Source organism: Limibacillus sp. MBR-115, assembly GCF_040549425.1.
GTDB lineage: Bacteria > Pseudomonadota > Alphaproteobacteria > Kiloniellales > CECT-8803 > Limibacillus > Limibacillus halophilus.
In genome coordinates, this window is the sequence record NZ_JBEPTJ010000002.1 from 435,713 (window position 1) to 456,680 (window position 20,968).

Below are 20,968 nucleotides of genomic sequence, written 5' to 3' on the forward strand. Positions count from 1 at the left end.
TTGCTTAGATTGAAAAAAATATAAAAAAAATTCAACCGAAAATTTAGAATCAGATTGAAAAGAAATCATCGGCTGTCAACCGGGAGTGTTGGTCTGCGGTGGCACGGCAGATCGTTGAAAGGATAGGAAGGCGCCAACCAAGATGAAAAACGCGCTTATGAGCAGTGACGAATGAAGCGGCTCATCCAAAACAAGATTGCTCAGAAACACGCCGAAAACAGGTGAGAGGAGCAGAAACTGCCCCGCGCTTGCGGCTGATATCCTGCTGAGCGCTTGTGCCCAGCACCAGAAGCCGAAGCTGGTAGGCACGATCCAGTTGTACAACAAGATGGCTAGGTACTGCGGCGTCGGGTTAAAGGCAGTCCCTCGCTCCATGATTATGGCCAAGAGCGATACCGATACCGCAGCAACAGCCAACTGCCAGAACACCTGTTGCCAGAAGCTGCTGCGCCAGCGTCGGGTTCTGTATAGCACGGCGCCGGTGGCCCAGCCGATGGTGGCGATCAAGGCGATGGCTGAGCCGAGAAAGGCATTGCCGCTATCCCAGGTCATTGTCCAGGGCTCGGTGAGCAGCACCAGACCCAATAAACCTAAGGCGCCGCCGGCAACCGCGGTCGGTGTCGTGCGCTCACCCAGCAACCAGATACTAATCAGCAGCGCCCAAACCGGCATCGAGTAAGCGATCAAAACGGTCCTGCTTGCTTCGATCCAGAGCATGGCAATTGAGGTCAAGCCGGTCATCAAGGCGACCTGTAGAAAGCCGATGGCGCCGAGCAAGAGCCGCTCGCCCGGCTCCGGCAGCAGGACTCTGCTCCTGCCAAGCGAAATCAGGCATAGGCCGACGATGATTGTCGCCCCCAAAAAGCGCAGGGCGTTGAAGGTCAAGGGGCCGCTATCCTGTAGGGCCAGCTTGACCCAAGTGTAGTTACCGCCCCAGGCAAAGACGAGGACGCTTAGGAACAGCAATGTGATGATCACGTATTTAGGCGTGTTCGCCGCCGTCGCTGGCGTTTGTGCTGTCGGCATCAGGTGTGCACTCTCAATCTTTCAAGATGTCCCGAATGGAATCGACCCCGCCGCGAAAAGGCGCGTTTGTTTCCCCGATCCGATCGGTGCTCCCAGCGTCGTCTTGAGGGAGGCGGCACAGCACATTCCAGGGCATTATTTCCTGCTCATCGTCTTTGGTGTTCGCCGCTAATGTAGATTAAAGTTTCGTTTTTGCAAAAATTTTTATAGAAAATATTCAATTAGATTGATAGTCGTAATGGAACTGCATCGGCAGATCGATGAGAAAACTGGAGGAGAGTATAGATGCGCGTTGGCGTCGAAGTCGGGGGAACCTTTACGGACCTGGTAGCTATCGGAAAGGAAGGAATACGTGTCGCCAAGGTGCCGAGTGTCCCTTCCCGTCCGGACGAAGGCGCCTTTAATGCGTTGCTTGCCAGCGGGCTGACGATCGCCGAGATCGAGGATCTGGCTCACGGATCAACCGTGGCTACCAACGCTGTTCTGGAGCGTAAAGGCTTTCCGACCGCTTTCGTGACAACCGAAGGATTCAGGGACATCCTGGCGCTGCAACGGCACAACCGCACGAGCATTTACGATCTAGAGTATCAGAAGCCCGCGCCGGTGGTTAAGCGCGCCGATTGCTTCGAAGTTCCGGAACGTATCTTGGCTGACGGCAGCGTGCTTACTGCGTTGGACGAAGCCAAGGTGGAGACGGCATTGATTCCCGCGCTTAAGAACGGTGGTTATGAAGCTGTCGCCGTTTGCTTGCTGAATGCCTATGCGAACCCGGCACACGAGGAGCAGCTTCGATCGATCATTCAGGCGCGGCTTCCGGATTTGCACGTGACCTTGTCTTCCGCTGTGACGCGCGAGTTTCGTGAGTATGAGCGGGCATCGACGGCAGCGATTTCCGCCTATGTCCAGCCGGTGATCGACCGCTATATCGGGCGTTTCGAGGGGCGCCTTGCGGAGAATGGATTCAACGGTCGGTTCAGTGTCATGCAGTCCAACGGCGGACGCCTGCCCGCCGAGGCCATGCGTCAAAGCGCTGTGACCGCCTTGCTTTCCGGCCCGGCCGCCGGCGTCATGGGCGCCACACGGCAAGCCAGCCGGTCCGGCTATGAGAATCTCATTACGCTGGATATCGGTGGGACTTCTACCGATGTCAGCGTCGTTACCGGCGGAAAGCCGGGCCTGACGAACGAGTTCATGATCGACGGTCTGCCGGTAAGGATTCCGGTCATCGACATCAATACCGTCGGCGCCGGCGGCGGCAGCATCATCTGGATCGATGAAGGAGGCATGCTGCGCGCCGGACCGCAATCCGCGGGCGCCGACCCCGGCCCGGCGTGTTACGGTCGCGGCGGTAAGTTGCCGACGATCACAGACGCACATGTCATCCGTCAGACCATGCGCCCCGAAGCTTTTCTCGGAGGTCGCATGCAGATTGACCCGGAAGCGTCGCGCGCAGCCTTTAAGCCGATTGCCGAGCACTTTGGCATGACGTTGGAGGAAGCTGCGGATAGCGCGATCCAATTGGCGAATGCGAACATCGTTCGCGCCATTCAGCTTATCTCGACCGAGCGCGGCAAAGACCCGCGTGACTATGTGATGATTCCCTATGGCGGTGCCGGGCCTTTGCACGCGGCCCAGGTGGCCCAGGATCTGGGCATCCGCACCATTGTCGTACCGCCCAATGCAGGTGTCATGTCGGCCTACGGCCTGATCGCCTCCGATTTTGTTCAGTTTGAGAGCATGACCCACCGTGCCGTCGTCGATGGCGGGGCCGGCGACCTGGTGCGCGGCATTTTCAAGGAAATGAAGGATCGGGCGCTGACGCGCTTCCACGAACTGGGGCTAGATAGCAATCTTCGACTGGATTTCATCGCGGATATGCGTTTCGTTGGCCAGGCCTTTGAGGTGCCTGTTGCCTTGAGCGAGTCGGAGGTGGCCAAGCTGGACGGCGCCGCAATTCAGCGGCTCTTCGGCACCGCTCACGAGAAGATCTATTTCTTTGGCGCCAGCTCGGATAAGCCGATCGAGTTTGTGTCCTTCCGATTGGGGATTTCCGCCGAGTTGGCGGATCTGCCGGTGCTGGTCGAGACCGGTGATTACAGTGTCGAAGCCAGTGAGATCGAACTCTTTGATCAACGCCAGAAGTGGCAGGGCACCCTGATGAGCCGCAGCCAGATAGGCGATGGGCAAATCTTGACCGGGCCGATGTTGCTTGAGGACCCGACCTCTACTTTATTCGTGCCTGCCGGCTGGAGCGCGGCGCAGGACGAGAACCACAATTTGATTCTGACGAGGGCCGAATAATGCCGGAAGCAAATACAAGGACCGATACCATGAGCACATTAGACCCAGTTGATTATGCGGTCATCAGCCAAGGTTTGATCGCGGCGGCCCGTGAAATGGGCGCCAAGTTGATCCGCTCGGCATACTCCACCATCGTCCGAGAGGCCTCCGACGCTTCCGCGGCGCTCCTGGACAGAGATGGGAACGTTGTTGCCCAAGCGGAACTCATCCCGATGCAACTCGGTCCGATGGCCGACACCTTCCGCGCTTGTGCGGCGCTCTATCCGGTCGATGAGCTTGTTGAAGGCGATTTCTACATCAACAACGATCCCTTCGCAGGTGGTCAGCATCTACAGGACGTATTCATTTATTCGCCGATCTTTGTCGACGGGAAGGTAATCGGATTTGCCGGCACAGTTGCTCACCACCTTGACCTTGGCGGTGGCAACCCCGGCCTGACCACGGCCGCAGCGGACGTTCATGCCGAAGGCTTTATCTTTCCGCCATCCAAGTACAACCTGAAGCGGGATTGGTACGGTGGGCCGTTGGAGCGTCTGGTGGCTGCGAATATTCGCGTGCCCGCCCAGACCATCGGCGACTTCAACGCGCAGTTCGCCGCCAACGCGATCGGCGGTCAGCGCGTCACGCAGATCTGTGAGAAATATGGAGTGGATTCGGTCACTGCGGTCATGACCGAACTGATGGACTACTCGGAGCGCCGATTCCGTGCTGCGCTGATCGAAATTCCGGACGGTACTTATTATGGCGAAGACGCCTTGGACGATGACGGCCTGACCGACAAGCCGCTTGAGGTCAAGGCAACCCTTGTTGTTAAGGGCGACACCATCAGTGTCGACTTTGCCGGCAGCTGCCCGCAGGTGACCCGTAATCTGAACTGCCCGTTCTCTTCTACGGTTTCCTCAACACTCAGTGCCATTAAATCGGTTCTGACCAGTCCTGACATTCCCTTCAATGAGGGTGTAAAGCGGCCGATCAGCATCACGGCGCCAAAGGGCTCCCTGCTGAACCCCAACTACCCGGCGCCGGTGCGCGCCCGCATGGAAGCCGGATATCGTTGCTTCAATGCCGTGATGAAGGCTTTGGCACAGATCGTGCCGGACCGGGTCATTGCGGGTGGGAACGATACGACAACAGTCACCTCGATCTCGCATTTGGACGAGGGCAAGTACCGCGTCTATCTGGAAGTGTTTGGCGGCGGCTACGGCGCGTCATTAAATACGGACGGCTGTGATGCCGTCGATGCTCCGCTTTCCAATTGCGCCAATACGCCGATTGAGGCGACGGATATGGACTTCTCCCATTTTCGGATTGTCGGTTATGGCTTGCTGCCGGATTCTTGCGGCCATGGCCGCCATCGCGGCGGCCTCGGCTTCTACCGTCGTTATGAAATCCTCAAGGACGACGTCAATTTTGCGATCTATGCCGATCGATTCCGCCTGTCTCCCTATGGTCTGTTTGGCGGCACCGATGGAGAGGTCGCGCGTTGTGAGGTGGAGCGGGGCGGCGAGATCATTTCGGTGAAAAGCAAGGACATGCTGGATCTCCGCAAGGGCGACATTCTGACCCTTTATACCGCGGGCGGGGCAGGTTATGGCCCGGTCGGCGAACGGCCAAGCGAGGCCGTTCGGAGGGATGTCGAGCATGGCTATATCACGCCGGAGACCGCCAAGTCGGTCTATGGCCTTGAAGCGGCGGAGTGAAATAGCATGGCAACGGATGGGCGTGAGGTTAGCCTTGGCATCGATATTGGGGGAACCTTCACCGATATCGTTTGTGTGACAGACGACGGACCGAAAATTTTCAAGGTTCCTTCGACACGGTCCAACCCAAGCATCGCCGTCAGAAACGCTATCGCGCAGCTCCAAGACGAGCATGGGGTTGCGCCTGATAGCATCACCCGTTTTGCCCACGGCACGACGGTGGCGACCAACGCTGTGCTGGAGCGCAAGGGTGCCAGGATCGGCATCATCGCAACGCGCGGTTTCAAGGATGTGCTCGAGATCGGACGCCAGATGCGGCGGGAGATGTATGACCTGAAGCTAAGGTCGCAGACTCCTGCTTGGCTGGCGCCAGGCGCTCGGCGTGTCGAGGTCGACGAGCGTGTGTCCGCGGACGGCTCGGTCGTTACAGCGCTTTCCATGGATAGCGTCCGTCTCGCCGTTGATGAATTGCTGGAACAGAAAGTCGAGGCCATCGCCGTAACGCTGCTGTTTTCATTCTTGAATCCGGCTCATGAGCGCGCGATTGCGGCCTACATTGCCGAGGTGGCACCTGATCTGCCGGTTTCGTTGTCCTCTGAAGTAGATCCGGCCTTCCGAGAGTACGAACGTACGGTCGTTACGGCTTTCGATAGCTATGTGAAGCCGGTCGTCGATCGCTACCTGCGGGAAATGGAGGAATCGCTTGCGGCCTCTGGGATGCCTGCGCCATTGCAGATCATGCAGTCGCGTGGTGGTCTTGCGATCTCTTCCGTTGCACGGCTTCGTCCGGTGAGGCTGTTCCTCTCCGGTCCCGCTGGTGGCGTGATTGGCGGACTTTCCGAATCCGCCCAAGCAGGCATTGATAAAATTATCACGATCGATGTTGGTGGCACCTCCAGCGATATTGCCTTGGTTGACGGCGGTGAGGCGCTTGTACGTTCGGAAACGTCGATAGCTGGATATAGTGTACGCGTACCCATGGTTGACATTGAAACCTTGGGGGCCGGCGGCGGCAGTCTTGTCTGGTTGGATTCCGCGAAGGGTATGCGCGTTGGGCCGGAATCCGCTGGCGCGGAACCGGGCCCCGTCTGTTATGGCCGGGGCGGTACGCAGCCGACCGTGACGGATGCATCAATTGTTCTGGGCTATCTCGATCCCGGCTATTTTGCCGGCGGCACGTTGCGGCTCGATCCGGCATTAGCGGAGGACGCCATCCGCAGGGAAGTGGCCGAGCCAATGGGGTTCTCGGTGCCGGAAGCGGCTCTTGGCATCCATCGGATAGCCAACGCTCAGATGGCCGAAGGCATTCGTCTGGTGTCTTTGAACAGAGGCTTGGACCCACGCGAGTTCGTGCTGGTTCCTCTGGGTGGCGCAGGCGCTCTCCATGCGGTGCCGCTGGCGGAGGAGCTTGGTATTCGGCGCGTTCTTGTGCCTCGCTATCCCGGCGTTCTTTCCGCGGCGGGTTTGTTGGCTGCGCCCATCGAGCATGAGGTTGCCGCCGCTTATCCGATGCCCTTGAACGACGCCATTACAGACAACCTTGCCGAGTTCCTTTCGACACTCGACGCCCAGGCAGGGGACCTTATGGCCGCCGAGAACCTGTCTGGTCTGAAGGTTGAGAGCCGTTACTCCGCCGATGTTTGCTACATGGGCCAAAGTTCGACATTGGAAGTGGTATTGGACCTGTCGGGCGCCGATCCCATCAAGGCGTTGTACACGCGCTTCGAGGAAACCCACCGCCGCATCTTTGGTCACGCCACAGGCGCGCCTGCAAAGATCGTCAATCTGAGGACCGTCCATCGGGCGCAACTCGCGCCGCCCAATCTGACGGCGCGGGTGAATGGCGCTGCCAAGCAGGCGCATAAGGGGTCGCGCCTAGCCTGGTTCGAGGGCCTTTCTTCAGCCGTGGAGACAGCGGTTTACGATCGCGACGGCCTGACGTCGGGCGAGCGTTTCGAAGGTCCGGCCATTGTCGAGCAGTCGGATACCACGACCCTTGTGCCGCCCGGTTGGCAGGCCCTGGTCGTCGAGGGAAATTCTCTGCTCATCGAGCGCAAGGAGCAATGAAGATGGTTTCGAAAACAGTTGGTGGCGTCGATCCGATTACGTTGGAAGTCGTTCGAAACAAGCTGGACGGAATCGCCCAGGAAATGGAGGTCACGCTCTTCAAGAGTTCTTGTTCCCCCATTGTCAAGGAAGGGCTGGACGCCTCAGCATCGCTTTTCATGCTGGACGGCACGACGCTTTCACAGGCTTGTGCCGTGCCAATCCACCTGGGCACACTGATACCGGCGGTCGCCGAGATCATTCGGAAGTTCCCTCCCGAGACCATGACCGACGGCGATATTTACCTGCTGAACGATCCCTACCATGGGGGTACACATCTACCCGATATCGCGGTCGTGATGCCGGTTTTCGCCAACGGCCGACCGGTGGCATTGGCGGCTACCATGACCCATCACCAGGACGTCGGCGGAATGAGCGCCGGATCGGTGCCCACGAACTCTACTGAGATTTACCAGGAAGGCCTACGGTTGCCCGCTGTTCGTTGGGCGCACGGTGGCGTATTCGACGAAACACTGACAGCCTTGCTGCGGCTGAATGTCCGGATTCCGGATATCTTTCTGGGAGATTTACATGCTCAGATTGCGGCCTGCAAGATCGGTGCATTACGCCTCGCGGGATTGGTGGACAAGCATGGCAACAACGCCTGTTTGACGATGTTCCAGTTGCTGATCGAGCGCGCCGAAGCCATGACCCGCGATGCCTTGAAGAAAATTCCGAACGGCACCTACCGCTTCACCGATTGGTTGGATAATGACGGAATCGATCTGGACAAACGGGTTCGCGTCGAAGTCGCGGTCACTCTTGCGGACGGCGATATCCATTTCGACCTGACGGGCAGCAGCCCGCAGGTGCGCGGTCCGATCAACTGCGTACCCTCGGGCAGCCTGGCCGCTGCCTGCTATGCGGTACGGGCCGTTACCGACCCGTCGATCCCCAACAATGGCGGGTGTTTCAAGCCCATCCGTCTCACTTTGCCAGAGGGTACATTAGTCAATCCGAAGTCGCCGGCACCGGTAAATGCGCGGACCGCGACAATCAAGCGGATCACCGGCTGCATGCTTTCGGCGCTTGCGGAGGCGCTGCCCGGCAAAGTTCCCGCCCCCAATGCTGGTCAGTTGCTTGTCATGGCTTTTGGTGGTGCGCGGCGCTCGGGCGAGGCCTTCGTGACTGGGGAGTTGATCGCGGGCGGTAGTGGCGCGGGTAACGATCTGGATGGTGTCGATGCGATAGAGACTGACGCAACGAACTGTATGAATCTGCCTGCCGAAGCCATGGAGATGGAGGCGCCTTTGCGCATCAACAGGGTTGCGTTGCGCCGGGATTCCGGCGGCGCCGGGTCTTCGCGCGGGGGCCTTGGTGTGATCAAGGAGTTCGAGATTCTCGACGATGTAAGTGGACCGGTGTCTTTCTCCCACCGTGGCGAGCGCCATTTCGTTCCGGCCGGCGGACTTAACGGTGGCAAGGAAGGCGGGGTCGCCAGGTCCCGGATTTTTAGGGTCGATGGCGCAGTTGAGGAGATTCGCTCCAAGACCGTAACACAACTTCACCGGGGCGATCGTCTGGTGGTCGAAACCGCAGGCGGAGGTGGATGGGGCGAGCCTGAAAAGCGTGCCAACTCAGCCATTGCATCGGACATTGCAAACGGTAAGGTGTCGCCCGAATCGGCCGCCGAATCCTACGGCTGGAACGGCGGATCATAAGAGTTCTAGGGGAGAGAAGTGGAACAACGATCTAGCGAGACGGCGGCAAACCACGCCTCGACGGCGGAGCGTTTCATCAGCTCCTTCGCGAAGGGCCTGACTGTCGTGGGCGGCATCAGCCTTGTGCTGATGATGGTCCAAATGGTGCTCGATGTGTTTATGAGTAACGTTTTTCATGCACCTATCGAGAGCAACCTGGAGGTGGTCTCAATTTACTACATGGTTGCGGTGGTTTTCTTGCCGCTGGCCATTGTGGAGTTACGGCACGAGCACATCCAGGTAGATCTTTTCGTTCGTTTGCTACCTAAATTGGCGCAGCGGGGCCTCTATATCATGGGCAACCTGATAAGCGCCGTGTTCTTCGGAATTCTGGCCTATCAGACATGGCTCGACGCCGTTAAGTCCTTTCGCATACAGGAAATGGTGATGGGGGTCGATTTCATCGAAATCTGGCCGTCCAAATTCATCCTGCCGATCAGTTTCGCAGTCATTCTGATGGCGATCCTTCTCCACGCTTGGAAAGCATTGAGGCAGCCGGACTTCGACCCGACGCCGAGTGCACCAACATCTTTGGAAGAACAGGATTCGGCTCAGCCGGCCCAGGGGCAGAAGCATGGATAATGTACTGATCGGTTTCATTGGGCTGGCCGCCGGACTGGTCCTCATTGGACTGAGGATTCAGATTGGCGTGGCCGTCGGTTTTGTATCCTTCATCGGCATTGGCGTGATCCTGAATATGAAGGCTGCGTGGGGCATGCTGACGGCAGTCCCCTTCAACTTCGTCGGCGACTGGAACCTGACGGCAATCCCGATGTTCCTGCTGATGGGCTACGTGGCGTCTTCGTCGGGCCTGACGCAGGGTTTGTTCAAGGCGATGCGGATCTTTCTGTCGCGCTTGCCCGGTGGCTTGGCGGTTGCCAGTGTAGGCGCTTGTGCGCTGATGTCGGCGGCTTCCGGCTCCAGTGTTGCCACGGCCTCTTCTATGGCGCGAATCGCAACACCGGAAATGCTGCGGTATCGCTATAATCCGGGCCTTGCCACAGGAGTGGTGGCTACCGCTGGTACCTTGGGCTCCTTGATTCCGCCGAGTATTCTGATGGTGCTATACGGCTATTATGCCGAGGTCTCCATCTCTCAGTTGTTCATTGCCGGTATTGTCCCCGGCTTACTGTCGGCGGTGATGCTGTCCCTGATGATCATCACCCGGGTCAAGATCAATCCGGAGCTGGCGCCACGGGTTGAGGAGGTCTTTTCCGCGCAGGAAAAGTGGGATGCCCTAAAAGAAGTTTGGCCCCTTCCTGTGCTTGTTCTGGGTGTGCTCGTCGGTATCTTCATCGGGCTATTCACGCCGACGGAAGCAGGCGCTGTTGGCGCGTTCCTGGCAATCGTACTGGCAGCCGTTCGTCGGACCCTTTCCTGGCCGGTGCTCAAGGACGCGATTCTCAGTACCCTTTCGAGTACTGCTGGCATCTTCATGGTCGTGATCGGCACCGTTCTGCTGGGCAAGTTTATGGCTCTGAGCGGCGTACCTACCTTCATCGCGAAAGAGCTACTGATGTTCGGCGGCGACGAGCTGACCGTGATCATCATGGTTACCGTGCTCTACCTGGCCCTTGGCATGTTCCTGGACTCCATCGGTATACTGCTGTTGACGCTGCCGATTATCTTGCCGGTCGCACGTGAAGCCGGAATCGACTTCATCTGGTTTGGCATCATCCTTATAAAGCTGCTCGAAATCGGGCTTATCACGCCCCCCGTAGGGCTCAATGTTTACGTGATGAAGGCCGCCCTTGGCAGTATCGTTAGCCTGCAGGAGATTTTCCGAGGCGTTACCTGGTTCGTCATAATCGAGATCGTAACCCTTGCGATTATCGTGGCTTTCCCGCTGCTATCGCTCTGGTTGCCCGCATTGATGCAGTAAGGAGTTGAAGATTTATGCCCAGTCAATCTGATCGGCTTGTCGTTTCGGCCATTCAGATCACCGCAGTGGACGGTGAAAAGGACGCTACGGTTGAGAAGATGCTCAACTTGATCGACCAAGCGGGGGAGCGGGGAACGCGCCTTTGTGTTCTGCCGGAACTATGGACTGGCCTTGGGTTCTCCGATGCGACGGTTTACCGGTCGATCGCCGAGCCAATTCCGGGTCCCGTGACCAATTTGCTGGCGGAAAAAGCCCAGAAGTACGGCATGTATATCGGTGGATCGCTTTATGAGGAGGCGGCCGACGGGCGTTACCACAACAGCCTGCCGCTTATCGATCCGCAGGGTTTGATCGTCGGCACCTATCGGAAAACGCATCTGTTCGACGCACCCAACCGGACTGACATTCCTCCGGGCATCCGCGAATCCGATAAGATTACCGCCGGCGATTGTCTTGACGTGTTTCAAACGGACGTGGGTCGCGTTGGCCTTTCGGTCTGCTCTGATCTGCGTTTCCCGGAGATCTACCGGGAGATGGCGCTCCAGGGGACCGATATCATGGTTTGTGCGTCCGCATTCCTCAGCCCGCGTTACGATCACTGGGAGTTCTTCCTGCGCGCTCGTGCGACCGAGAACCAGTGCTTTGTCGTGGCTTCGGGACAGTATGGCGTGGAGCCCAAATCCGGGCTGGCTTTTGTCGGGCGGAGTATGATCGTGGACCCTTGGGGGACCATCGTGGCAACGGCATCCGATACGGAGTGTTGCGTAACCGCGGAGATCGACTTGTCGTTCATCGAGGAAGTGCGCCGCCGCTATCCTTTGCTGGATCAACGCCGTCCGGCGCTTTATCGGACCCTCCGAGGTTCCTGAGATCGGATGGAATACCGTAGAAAAAAGGGCCTCTCCGACGGAGAGGCCCTTTTCTTTCGTCTATCTTCAGACCGAACTCAGTTGCCGTAGGAAGCGGCGTCGATCCGGCTGTAAAGATTGTCCTTCAGAACCTTCTTGAGCGCGGCGGCATCCGCGCGGTCAATGCCATCGAGCAAGCCTTCCCACTTGGTCAACGTTGCCTCGAAGCGAGCTACCAGACCCTCGGGATCAGGAACGTTGAAGCGCTCCGTACCTTCCTTGATAGCCGTGGCCCGGACGATATTCGCGGCAAACTCGTTCGTCGCCGCCAGATCTTCGGCCGAGGCTTGAGTGACTGTCACGCCATGCGACGGCGCTTCAGCCAACGCCTCTTCGGCCGCGTTAACGTAGCCGATCATCGTGTCGACCAAGGTGTCGGAAATGGTGTCCAGGATGATGCGGCGCTGACCGGCTTCCAAATCGCCCCAGAAATCCTTGTTGAAGGCGTATTCCCAACCGGCGAAATAGACACCGAGGGGAATGTTATAGGTGTACTTCGCAACGTCCCAAAGAGACCGGCTCTTCAGATCATTGGCTGCGTTGGAGGCGCAATCCAGTTGCCCACGCTCTAGGCCGGTGAACATCTCCGAAGAGGGGACGCTGACCGGAACGGCGCCGATGCTGCGCGCCCATTCAGCATGCACCGGTCCGGGCATGCGGATTTTCAGGCCCTTCATGTCATCCAGGCTTTTGACTTCTTTGGCACACATGATGGTGTACTGCGGCGTTGCATAGCCGCCGGCAAAGACAATGCCAAGAGAATCGAAGCGGGCTTTCATCTCCGGATCGTTCATGAAGAAATCCGTCACTGCGAAGGAGGGCGTCATGATGTCGCGCAGTCCGAAGCCAAGGATCGAAAGCGTATTGTCCTCGGGCAGGTCGGTCGGTGTGTAGGTGCCAGCGTGGTAGGTTAGATGCGCAATGCCATCCTGCAGACCGCTCAGATGTGCGTTAGGCGGCAGCAATGCGGTGCCGGTAAACAGGTTAACCTTGATGTCGCCATTCGAGGCGGCCTCAAGCGTTTTGGCCCACTCAACGTAGCCATACTTGGTCAAGGGGTGCGTATCCGGGAACCAGATGCTCGCATTGATTTCGGTGGCTGCCTGTGCGCCGGTCGTCATTGCCAGGGCAGCGGCCAGCCCCATCCCTGCCGCGCGGATATTAAATTTCATAGCCTTCTCCCATCCATGAATTCTCAGAGTATGTTCTGCGGCGGGCGATGCTGTCGCCGCGGCCGGAACACGAGCATTCAGTCTAAGGATGCTTTTTATTTATTCAACAAAAATGAAAAAAATGTCACAATTTTTAACTCATGTTAGCAATTATCCCCGTTGTTCTACAGTGAACTTGATTTTCTAACCACCTATGAGAAGAAAAAAGCGCAGCGGGAATCACGCCGAGGTGTTATTAACCCGGCCGTGGTCAGTCAGGGCTCAGGCTTGGCGGCCGTGGGGTAGAGGCGAAGCCATACCGGAAGATGGTCCGAGGCGCAGGTTTCCTGGTCGATCCAGATGTCGACGAGACCGGCCGCCAGTCTTTCACTGACAAAAAAGTAGTCGCGACAATGCAAACCCTGCGGCCATTGTTTTGGGTCGTCTAGGCCGCAAGTGCCGTCATGCGGGGCATCACCCTTCAAGACCCGCCAGGCATCCTGGAAGAGATTGCCGGACCGGCCTTCGATGGACGATAGCATGGCACGATAAACCGCGTCGTTAGGCTCAGCGTTAAAATCTCCGCAGACAATGGCATCCTGCGGGCGCGGCACCGCAGCGTAGGGGCCTTCCGATACGGTCGCTGCAACCAGCCGCTCGTTATCATGGGCTTCTTGCTGCAGGGCTTTCAAGCGTTCCACCTGTGCCTTACGCTGCGGTTCCGAATGAAACTCCAGGTGTGTTGTAATGATGCGCAACGGGTGCTCACCCGATTGAACGACCACTTCTGTCGCCTGACGCGGCATGTGCTTGACGCCCGCCGCGGCGGGTTGCGGCAGCGGGTGCCGGAAGACTTGAATGACGGGGAGTCGTGACAGAATCAGATTGCCGAACTCCAGCGTTCGGTTGTTTACTCCGCTTGCCGATTGCCGCTCGATCGCCGGGCCATAGACAGCGCGATAGCCATCGAACAAGGCAGCCAAAGCTGCGACCTGGTCTCCTGCAGCGCAGGGCCCCAAGCTTGGCAGGAATCTTGCGACTTCCTGGAGGCAGACGACCTCCGGCCTGCCTTTTTCCAGGATTCGTGCCGCGATGCGCTCCAACGAAGCGATGCCGTCTGTACCGAGACCGAACTGGATATTCCAGGTAACAATCTCCATCACTTGATGCCTGCGTGCATAAAGGATTGGACAAACTGGCGTTGGAACAACAGGAAGGCAACCAGCAGCGGCGCGACGGCGAGCAGCGTTCCGGCTGTTATGATTGACCAATCGACCCCGGACTCCGGCGCGCCGAAGATTGCCAGACCAACGGTCAAGGGACGAGTTGAAACCGAGTTGGTGATAATCAGAGGCCAGAGAAAATTGTTCCAGTGATGACTAATGGAAACCAGCCCAAAGGCAATGTAGGTAGGCTTTGCCAGCGGGACGAAGACACGCCACAGGATCGAAATTTCCGAGCAACCCTCGATGCGGGCGGCGTCTTCTAGTTCCTTGGGGATCGTCTTGAACGTTTGGCGCAACAGGAAGATGCCAAACGCACTGGCCATATAGGGGAGGCCGATGGCCAGGATGCTGTCGACCAAGCCAAGATTGCTCATCGTCCGGTAGTTCTCGACGATCAGAACTTCGGGCATGATCATTAATTGTAGAAGCACCAAGGCAAAAGCCAGATTCTTACCCCAGAAGTCATAACGGGCGAAGGCGTAGGCCGCCAGGGTGCACAGGAAAAGCTGCGCGATCAGTATCATCGTCACAAGTAAGAAGGTGTTGACGAAGTACCGGCCAAAGGGCGCCTGCGACCAGGCGGTGGCGAAATTTTCCAGTGTAAGAGGCGCAAAAAGATCGAAGCGGGTGGCGTACTCCGGAGGATGGAAGGCTGCCCAGAATGCATAAACCAACGGCAGCAGCCACAGAACGGCTACCATCCAGGCGCCGATGATCTCTAGCCAGCGTCCCGGTGTGTTTCTGACCGCGCTCATCTGTAGTGAATCCTTTTGTCGAGCGCGGTGAACTTACCGACCGCTATCAAGGCCAGCAGCAGGAGGAGTACAACGGTCAAGGTAGAAGCGTAGGACTGATCGAAGAAACTGAAAGCCACTTCGTAGATGTAATAGAGCAGAAGCGATGAGGCGTTGTCCGGCCCACCCTTGGTCAGGATGAATAAATGATCCACAAGTTTGAAGGAGTTGATCACTGCGTTAATCAGGACGAAGAGCGTGGTCGGCATCAATAGTGGGAATGTTACGCGCCAGAAGAAGTACCAGCGGCTGGCACCTTCCAGGCGCCCGGCTTCCTCTAATTCATGGGGTAGAGATTGCAGGGCGGCCAGGTAGAAGATCATGAAGAAACCGGCTTCCTTCCAAACGGTCATCACGATGATACAGGCAAGAACCGTGTCCGGGTCGCCCAACCAGTTCTGAGAGTGAAAGCCGAACACCCGCGTCACTTGGTCGAGCAAACCAATATCGGGCGAATAGAAGAAAAGCCAGATGTTCGCCACGGCGATCATCGGCAGGACGGTCGGCGTGAAGTAGGCCATGCGCACGACGCCTCGCAGCGGCAGTCGTTCGTTGACCCAGAGCGCCATTAAGATCGCAATGGCGACGCTGGTCGGAATGGTGCCGACTGCATACCAAAGGTTGTTTGTCAGGACTTTCCAGAAGACCGGATCTTCCAGCATGTAGGCATAATTGTCGAGCCCGACGAACTTGCTTGGCCGTCGGGCTGTTCCCGAGGAAAAGAAGCTTTGCAGCAACGTTGCAACGGCGGGGTAATGGGTAAATGCCACAAGCAGGGTCGCGGCGGGCATCAACAGCAGCCAGCCGTAAACCTGGTTCTTGATGAATCTGGGCCCACCCATGTGTTGTTACTCCGAGAAAGGTCCCGAGGGCGCGGCTTGCCGCGCCCTCGGAAACAAGGAGGCATTCCGTCTGTTAGCGATACCGCCGCAACAGGCCGTCAGCAGCTTTCTGAGCCTCGGTAAGAGCTTCGGCCGGTGACTTACTACCGGTCAGGGCCGCCTGAATGGCGTCGTCGAGCAGTTTTCGTACCCGGCCTGTCTGGTAGGTCGAAAGCTCAGCCGTTGCAAATTCGAGCTGATCACGAGCCACCGCGGCCGGCGGGAACTCGACCACGTAGTTCTTTAGCTTGTCAGTCTCATAGGCATCGGGGCGCGTGCCGATGTAACCGGTCTTGATGCTCCATTCCGCTGTTCGTTCGGGCTGTGTCAAGAACTTAATCAGCTTCAAAGCGGCCTGCTGTTCGGCCTCGCTGGTGTCCTTGAAGATGTAGAAGTTGCCACCGCCGGTTGGCGTTCCGCGGCTGACCTTCGAGGGTAGCATCGCTACACCGAAATCAAAGCTTGCGTTGTCCTTCACGGCGGTCAGATTGCCCGTGGAGTGCCACATAATGGCGGTTTTGCCTTCCAGGAAGTTCTGCCGCAAGGTACCCCATTCGATGGTCCCTTCCGGCATTACGCCCATTTCCGATCCAAGGCCTTTCCAGTACTCCAACGCTTCGATGGTGGCGGGTGCGTCGAAAAAGGTCGTGGCGCCGTCTCCACTCATCAGAACCTGACCGTTCTGCTTGGTCAACGCGCCGAACATCCAGTAGGGATACCCGGTGGAGGGGATCATGGCGCCCCATCTCTCGACGGTGCCGTCGCCTGCCTTCTTGACGAGCTTCTTGCCCATGGAGGCAAGCTCATCCCAGGTTTGCGGCGGATTCTCGGGGTCCAGGCCGGCTTCGCGGAAAGCATCCTTGTTGTAGTACATCACGATGGTCGAGCGCTGGAAGGGAATACCCCAGGTCTTGTCATCGGTAATACCGTTCTCCATGAGAGCCGGGTAAAAGCCCTTCAACCAAGCCTTGTCTTCCTCGCTGCTCACGATGTCGTCGAAGGCAATGATCGCGTCCTGCTCGATCAACTCGTAAATATCGATGGAGAACATGACGGCAAGCTGAGCGGGCTCACCACTCTTCAGCGCTGCCAGCGCCTTGATGCGCGCGTCGTTGTAGTTGCCGGCATAGATGGCGTTGACATCGATGTCCGGGTTCTCCGCTTCGAAGTCGGCAACCAGCTTATCGACCACCTCAGTCAAGGGTCCGCCGACCGCTACGGGGTAATACATGGTCAATTCGGTCTTTGCGTCCGCTGTCGCGGTGGCGGCCAGGCCCACGAGGGCTACGGCGGCTCCGAAAGCGGTATTTCTGATGATCCTAAACATGGGATTCTGTTCCTCCATGGTTTGCCGTATTTTGAGAGTTCCGGAAGAAACCGACTTCCAATCCTCCCATCTCAGGGGCCTTGCTTGATCCGAGGTGACGGAAACGTTTCTTTATCATTGCCTCGGAATAACCGGTGCCCAGACCGGTGAACTCAAGAAACTAACTGACTGCAGCCCTCACTCCTTGGGCATCGAATAGGTGCGCCGCCGTCGGGTTCCAGCCGATATGCACCGCTTCGCCCAGTTTCAGGTTGCTATGGCCGGCCGTGCGTACCGCCAGGCCCTGGCCACCAATTTCAAGGCTGACAACGGAATCGGCGCCCAAGTAGTCGATGGCGGTGACCCTTGCAGGCACGCCCTCGTCACAAAACTCAATGTCCTCGGGTCGCAAGCCGAGATGCCAGCCCTCGTCTGCCTCAAATGATATGGCCCCTTGGTCCCCCAGGCCGACTATACCCGTGCCGTTGGCCGTTCTCGAAAGACGCAGAAGGTTCATGGGGGGAAGTCCGAGAAAACGAGCGGCGAAGGCGGTTTGGGGGCGATTGTAGAGCGTGTCTGGGGTGCCGATTTGTTCGCATCGACCGTCACGCAGCAACACAACCTGATCAGCCATCGACATAGCTTCCGTCTGGTCGTGAGTGACATAGACCATCGTGATTCCCAACTTCCGTTGCAGGCCACGGATCTCAGCCCGCATTTCACCGCGCAGCTTGGCGTCGAGGTTCGACAGCGGTTCGTCCATCAGGCAAACCGGGTACTCGGCGATGATCGCCCGCGCCAGGGCAACACGCTGCCGCTGGCCGCCCGAAAGCTGCGCAGGTTTACGTTCCAGATATCCCTCCAGTCCAACAATCTCGGCCACACGCTGCAATCGCTGTTCCCGTTCCGCCCGCTTTACCTTTCGGACCTTCAGGCCGAAAACGATGTTCTCAGCCACGGAAAGGTGCGGGAAAAGCGCATAGGACTGAAACACCATGGCCAAATTGCGCTGTGCTGCGTCCAGGTTGGTAACGTCTCTTTCGCCAATCATGACGCGCCCGCCTGTGACGTCCTCGAGGCCGGCGATCATCCGCAGAGTTGTTGATTTTCCGCAGCCGGAGGGGCCGAGAAGGACCGTGAAACTGCCTTCTTCCACGACGAAAGAAAGATTGTCGACGGCCCGTTGGCCGCTCCATTCCTTTACCAGGGACTGTACTTCGATCCTGCTCATTCCTCGGGTCGTCCTCGTCCCAGAACAAATTTTACGCCCGCATCCGATAAGGACTTGCGGATTGTCTCCGGTGGGTCCTGATCGCAAAAGACGACGGACATTTCATGTATGTACCCGCCCCGGACGTGCGCGGGCCGCCCAAATTTTGTATGGTCGAGCACCAGCAATGACTGGCGGCAATTCTGGCGAATGGTTTCTCGAACCTTGACCTCGTCCTCCGTGAAATCCAGAAGGGACCCGTCCGCATCGACGCCCCCAACACCGAATACCCCGAAGTCAACCTTGTAAGAGGCAAAGAACGCGTCAGCTGAAGGGCCGATGACGTCCATGTCCTGGTTGCGAAGTCGTCCGCCCGCCGTCGTTACCTCGAAGCTGGCATTACGACAGGCCGCCGCCGCGACATTGATGTTATTCGTAAAAACCCGAAGGTTCTTGTGGCCGGACAGCGCCGTGGCGACAATCTCCGGTGTCGTTCCAATGCTAAAAGCCAAGGACGCGCCGTCAGGCACATAATCGGCGACGGCACGGGCGATGCGCTGCTTTTCCCGAAGAGCCAGTATTTGTCGCATTGGGTAGGGCAGATTCTCGTTACCCGATGGCAGGTCAACACCCCCATGCCGACGGCGAAGGATACCGCGATCGCAAAGTGAACGCAGGTCGCGGCGAATGGTCTGTGTGGTGACGCTAAAAGCCGCGGCAAGACTATCGACCGTCGTGAAACCCTCCCTGGCCACGATGCCCGCAATTGTGTGTTGTCGTCCAGTCAGGCTCATTCGATGCTCATTCACACATAAATCGCGTTCATTTTGTTTCAAGTGAACACAATAGCACGGCAACATGAAAATTAAATGTCATAAATAAGTAAAAATAGTTGCAATACCTCCAAGCAATGTTCATTTGAAAATTCCCATGCAAATACACCCGGCAAAGCCCTCGCCGTTGCACGGAACAATGCGCGCGGGGTTCAGCCGGATGTCGCTTTGGGCAGCGTGCTCTAGCGGTAGATGGGGGTCAGCACCGGAATAACAGGTGCGCGCTGCAAGTACCCGCGCAAAGTCTCACTTCTCGAATGGCCGGGGCTCATGGGGCGCTTTCTATCATGACATTGCTCGGCAGAATGGCGCCGGGGGACATAATGACCTTCGCCGCGAGGCGGTGGCCCGCCCGGGCTGCTTCCATTGGGTCGCCGCCGGAGAAACGGGTCGCCAGATAAGCGGCGTTAAAAGCGTCGCCCGCGCCGGTTGTGTCGCGTGGTTTAAGAACGGCGGGTGGCGTGACCTCAAAGGTCTTCCCCTGAAGCAACAGAAGACATGGCGCTCCTCCTTGTTTCACCACGATCTCGGCGGCGGTCCGAGTAGCGATCTCCTGGTTGCCAAACAGCCGTTGCTCCTCGTCCGGACTGGTTACGACGATGCTGGAAGTGCGGTAAACTTCGCCCATCCAATGTTGCGCCGCGGCCATATCGGGCCAAAGCTGCGGCCGATAGTTCGGATCGCAGGCGACTATGGCGCCGGCGGCTCGAGCCTTCGCCAGCGCATCGAGCAGGGCTTGGCGACACTGGTTCGGCAAGATGGCGAGCGTGATGCCGCTGATATAGACCAAGGCCGCCCGTTCGATGGCCTCCAGCCGCTTTGCGTAGGCTCCTTGATTAAAGAGCTCGCGCGCGGGTGATTCCCCGCGCCAGTAGGTGAAGCTGCGCTCACCACGATCATCCAGATCGATGGCGTAAAGGCCGACGGTTCGCCCCGCTGCCGTTTCAACCAGTGTGGTGTCGAGACCCTCCAAACGCCAATCGTCGGCCATGTTCTTGCTCAGAGCGTCGTCGCCCAGACGGGTTACATATCCCACGAGGCCCTTGCCCAGCAGGCGGGCCATATAAAGTGCGGTGTTCAGGGTGTCGCCGCCATAGCCCAAGCATCGCCGTCCCTGATCGTCAGGCGGGCTCAACTCGGCCATGCATTCGCCAACGGCCAGTATTCTGGGCATTGACTCGCTCAATAGGTTGCGCGGCCGCCGGAGAGGTCAAAAACCGCACCGGTCGTGAAGGAATTATCTTCGGAGGCCAACCAAGCCACCATGGCGGCGATCTCCTTAACCTCGACAAAGCGCTTGCGCGGAATTTTCGACAGCATGTAATTGATGTGCTCCTCTGTCATTTGATCAAAAATTGCCGTCTTGGCTGCCGCCGGGGTAATGCAGTTTACCGCGATGTTGAATTCGGCCAATTCCTTGCCCAGTGATTTGGTCAAGGCGATCACGCCTGCTTTGGCTGCTGAGTAGGCCGCTGCGTTCGGATTACCCTCCTTGCCGGCGATGGAAGCGACATTGATGATTCGGCCGTAGCCTGCCGCCGTCATCAAGGGGACCGCCGCCTTGCAGCCGTGGAAGACGCCGTTCAGGTCCAGATTGATCACGCGATGCCACTCTTCGATCGGATAATCGGCGACGGACGCATTGAGACCCGAAATACCGGCGTTGTTCACCATAATGTCGATTTTACCGAGGTGGGCATGGGTTTCCTCGGCGGTTGAACTAACGCTGTGCCAATCCGTCATGTCGACTTGGTAGAAGATCGCGGGCCCGAGCTTTTTAAGCTCGTCAGCGGTTGCTTGCGCCGTTTCCATGTCGTTGTCCCATATCGCGACCGAGGCGCCGGACGCCAAAAACCGCTCGGCTACGGCCCGCCCAATGCCCTGCCCGCCGCCGGTAACGACAGCGCAGCGGCCTTTTAGGTCGATCAGATTCATAGCTGCTTC

Annotated in this window: 17 protein-coding genes; 7 read left to right on the forward strand and 10 right to left on the reverse strand. The window is 57.9% G+C overall.

What is annotated here, in order from left to right; genetic code table 11:
- Positions 1-75 precede the first annotated feature (75 nt).
- Positions 76-1,026 carry a DMT family transporter gene (locus tag ABIE63_RS05650; RefSeq protein ID WP_354503497.1) on the reverse strand — a complete coding sequence of 317 codons (951 nt, stop codon included), beginning with the start codon at positions 1,024-1,026 and terminating at the stop codon, positions 76-78.
- A 285-nt stretch (positions 1,027-1,311) separates the two neighbouring features.
- Here ABIE63_RS05650 and ABIE63_RS05655 point away from each other — a divergent pair, with 285 nt between their 5' ends.
- From ABIE63_RS05655 to ABIE63_RS05685, 7 genes are read left to right on the forward strand one after another with little or no spacing between them, the layout of a single operon-like run.
- Entirely contained in the window at positions 1,312-3,327 is a 2,016-nt protein-coding gene (locus ABIE63_RS05655) for a hydantoinase/oxoprolinase family protein (RefSeq protein ID WP_354503498.1), read from the forward strand.
- Between the two features lie 29 nt (positions 3,328-3,356).
- The gene (locus ABIE63_RS05660) at positions 3,357-5,027 is read left to right on the forward strand and encodes a hydantoinase B/oxoprolinase family protein (RefSeq protein WP_354503499.1); all 1,671 of its coding nucleotides are present in this window, start codon (positions 3,357-3,359) and stop codon (positions 5,025-5,027) included.
- A 6-nt stretch (positions 5,028-5,033) separates the two neighbouring features.
- On the forward strand, positions 5,034-7,094 hold the full coding sequence (locus ABIE63_RS05665; RefSeq protein ID WP_354503500.1) for a hydantoinase/oxoprolinase family protein: 2,061 nt from the start codon (positions 5,034-5,036) through the stop codon (positions 7,092-7,094).
- A 2-nt stretch (positions 7,095-7,096) separates the two neighbouring features.
- A complete protein-coding gene (locus ABIE63_RS05670) occupies positions 7,097-8,794 on the forward strand; it encodes a hydantoinase B/oxoprolinase family protein (RefSeq protein ID WP_354503501.1) in 1,698 nt (565 codons plus the stop codon).
- A gap of 18 nt (positions 8,795-8,812) precedes the next feature.
- Positions 8,813-9,415, forward strand: a complete 603-nt coding sequence (locus ABIE63_RS05675; RefSeq protein ID WP_354503503.1) for a TRAP transporter small permease — start codon at positions 8,813-8,815, stop codon at positions 9,413-9,415.
- Positions 9,408-10,715, forward strand: coding sequence for a TRAP transporter large permease (locus tag ABIE63_RS05680; RefSeq protein ID WP_183414989.1), 1,308 nt, complete (start codon positions 9,408-9,410; stop codon positions 10,713-10,715). The genes ABIE63_RS05675 and ABIE63_RS05680 overlap by 8 nt, the downstream gene beginning before the upstream one ends.
- 14 nt (positions 10,716-10,729) lie before the next feature.
- Positions 10,730-11,584, forward strand: coding sequence for a nitrilase-related carbon-nitrogen hydrolase (locus ABIE63_RS05685; RefSeq protein ID WP_354503504.1), 855 nt, complete (start codon positions 10,730-10,732; stop codon positions 11,582-11,584).
- 77 nt (positions 11,585-11,661) lie between these two features.
- Here the strand turns inward: ABIE63_RS05685 and ABIE63_RS05690 are convergent, their stop codons facing one another.
- The 9 genes from ABIE63_RS05690 to ABIE63_RS05730 form a co-directional block, all read right to left on the reverse strand.
- Positions 11,662-12,795 (reverse strand): C4-dicarboxylate TRAP transporter substrate-binding protein, encoded by a 1,134-nt coding sequence (locus tag ABIE63_RS05690; RefSeq protein WP_354503505.1) that lies wholly within the window; start codon positions 12,793-12,795, stop codon positions 11,662-11,664.
- Positions 12,796-13,049: 254 nt separating this feature from the next.
- Entirely contained in the window at positions 13,050-13,934 is an 885-nt protein-coding gene (locus ABIE63_RS05695; protein ID WP_354503506.1) for an endonuclease/exonuclease/phosphatase family protein, read from the reverse strand.
- Entirely contained in the window at positions 13,934-14,755 is an 822-nt protein-coding gene (locus ABIE63_RS05700; RefSeq protein ID WP_354503507.1) for a carbohydrate ABC transporter permease, read from the reverse strand. The genes ABIE63_RS05695 and ABIE63_RS05700 overlap by 1 nt, the downstream gene beginning before the upstream one ends.
- Positions 14,752-15,636, reverse strand: a complete 885-nt coding sequence (locus ABIE63_RS05705; protein WP_183414993.1) for a carbohydrate ABC transporter permease — start codon at positions 15,634-15,636, stop codon at positions 14,752-14,754. Before ABIE63_RS05705 ends, ABIE63_RS05700 begins: the two co-directional genes overlap by 4 nt.
- Before the next feature lie 73 nt (positions 15,637-15,709).
- A complete protein-coding gene (locus tag ABIE63_RS05710) occupies positions 15,710-17,002 on the reverse strand; it encodes an ABC transporter substrate-binding protein (RefSeq protein WP_354503508.1) in 1,293 nt (430 codons plus the stop codon).
- A 160-nt stretch (positions 17,003-17,162) separates the two neighbouring features.
- Positions 17,163-18,212: an ABC transporter ATP-binding protein gene (locus ABIE63_RS05715; protein WP_354503509.1), complete on the reverse strand. Its 1,050-nt coding sequence runs from the start codon at positions 18,210-18,212 to the stop codon at positions 17,163-17,165.
- Positions 18,209-18,985 carry a DeoR/GlpR family DNA-binding transcription regulator gene (locus tag ABIE63_RS05720; RefSeq protein ID WP_354503510.1) on the reverse strand — a complete coding sequence of 259 codons (777 nt, stop codon included), beginning with the start codon at positions 18,983-18,985 and terminating at the stop codon, positions 18,209-18,211. The genes ABIE63_RS05715 and ABIE63_RS05720 overlap by 4 nt, the downstream gene beginning before the upstream one ends.
- A 307-nt stretch (positions 18,986-19,292) precedes the next feature.
- A complete protein-coding gene (locus ABIE63_RS05725; RefSeq protein WP_354503511.1) occupies positions 19,293-20,198 on the reverse strand; it encodes a sugar kinase in 906 nt (301 codons plus the stop codon).
- An 8-nt stretch (positions 20,199-20,206) separates the two neighbouring features.
- Positions 20,207-20,959, reverse strand: coding sequence for an SDR family NAD(P)-dependent oxidoreductase (locus tag ABIE63_RS05730; RefSeq protein ID WP_183414998.1), 753 nt, complete (start codon positions 20,957-20,959; stop codon positions 20,207-20,209).
- Positions 20,960-20,968: the final 9 nt, after the last annotated feature.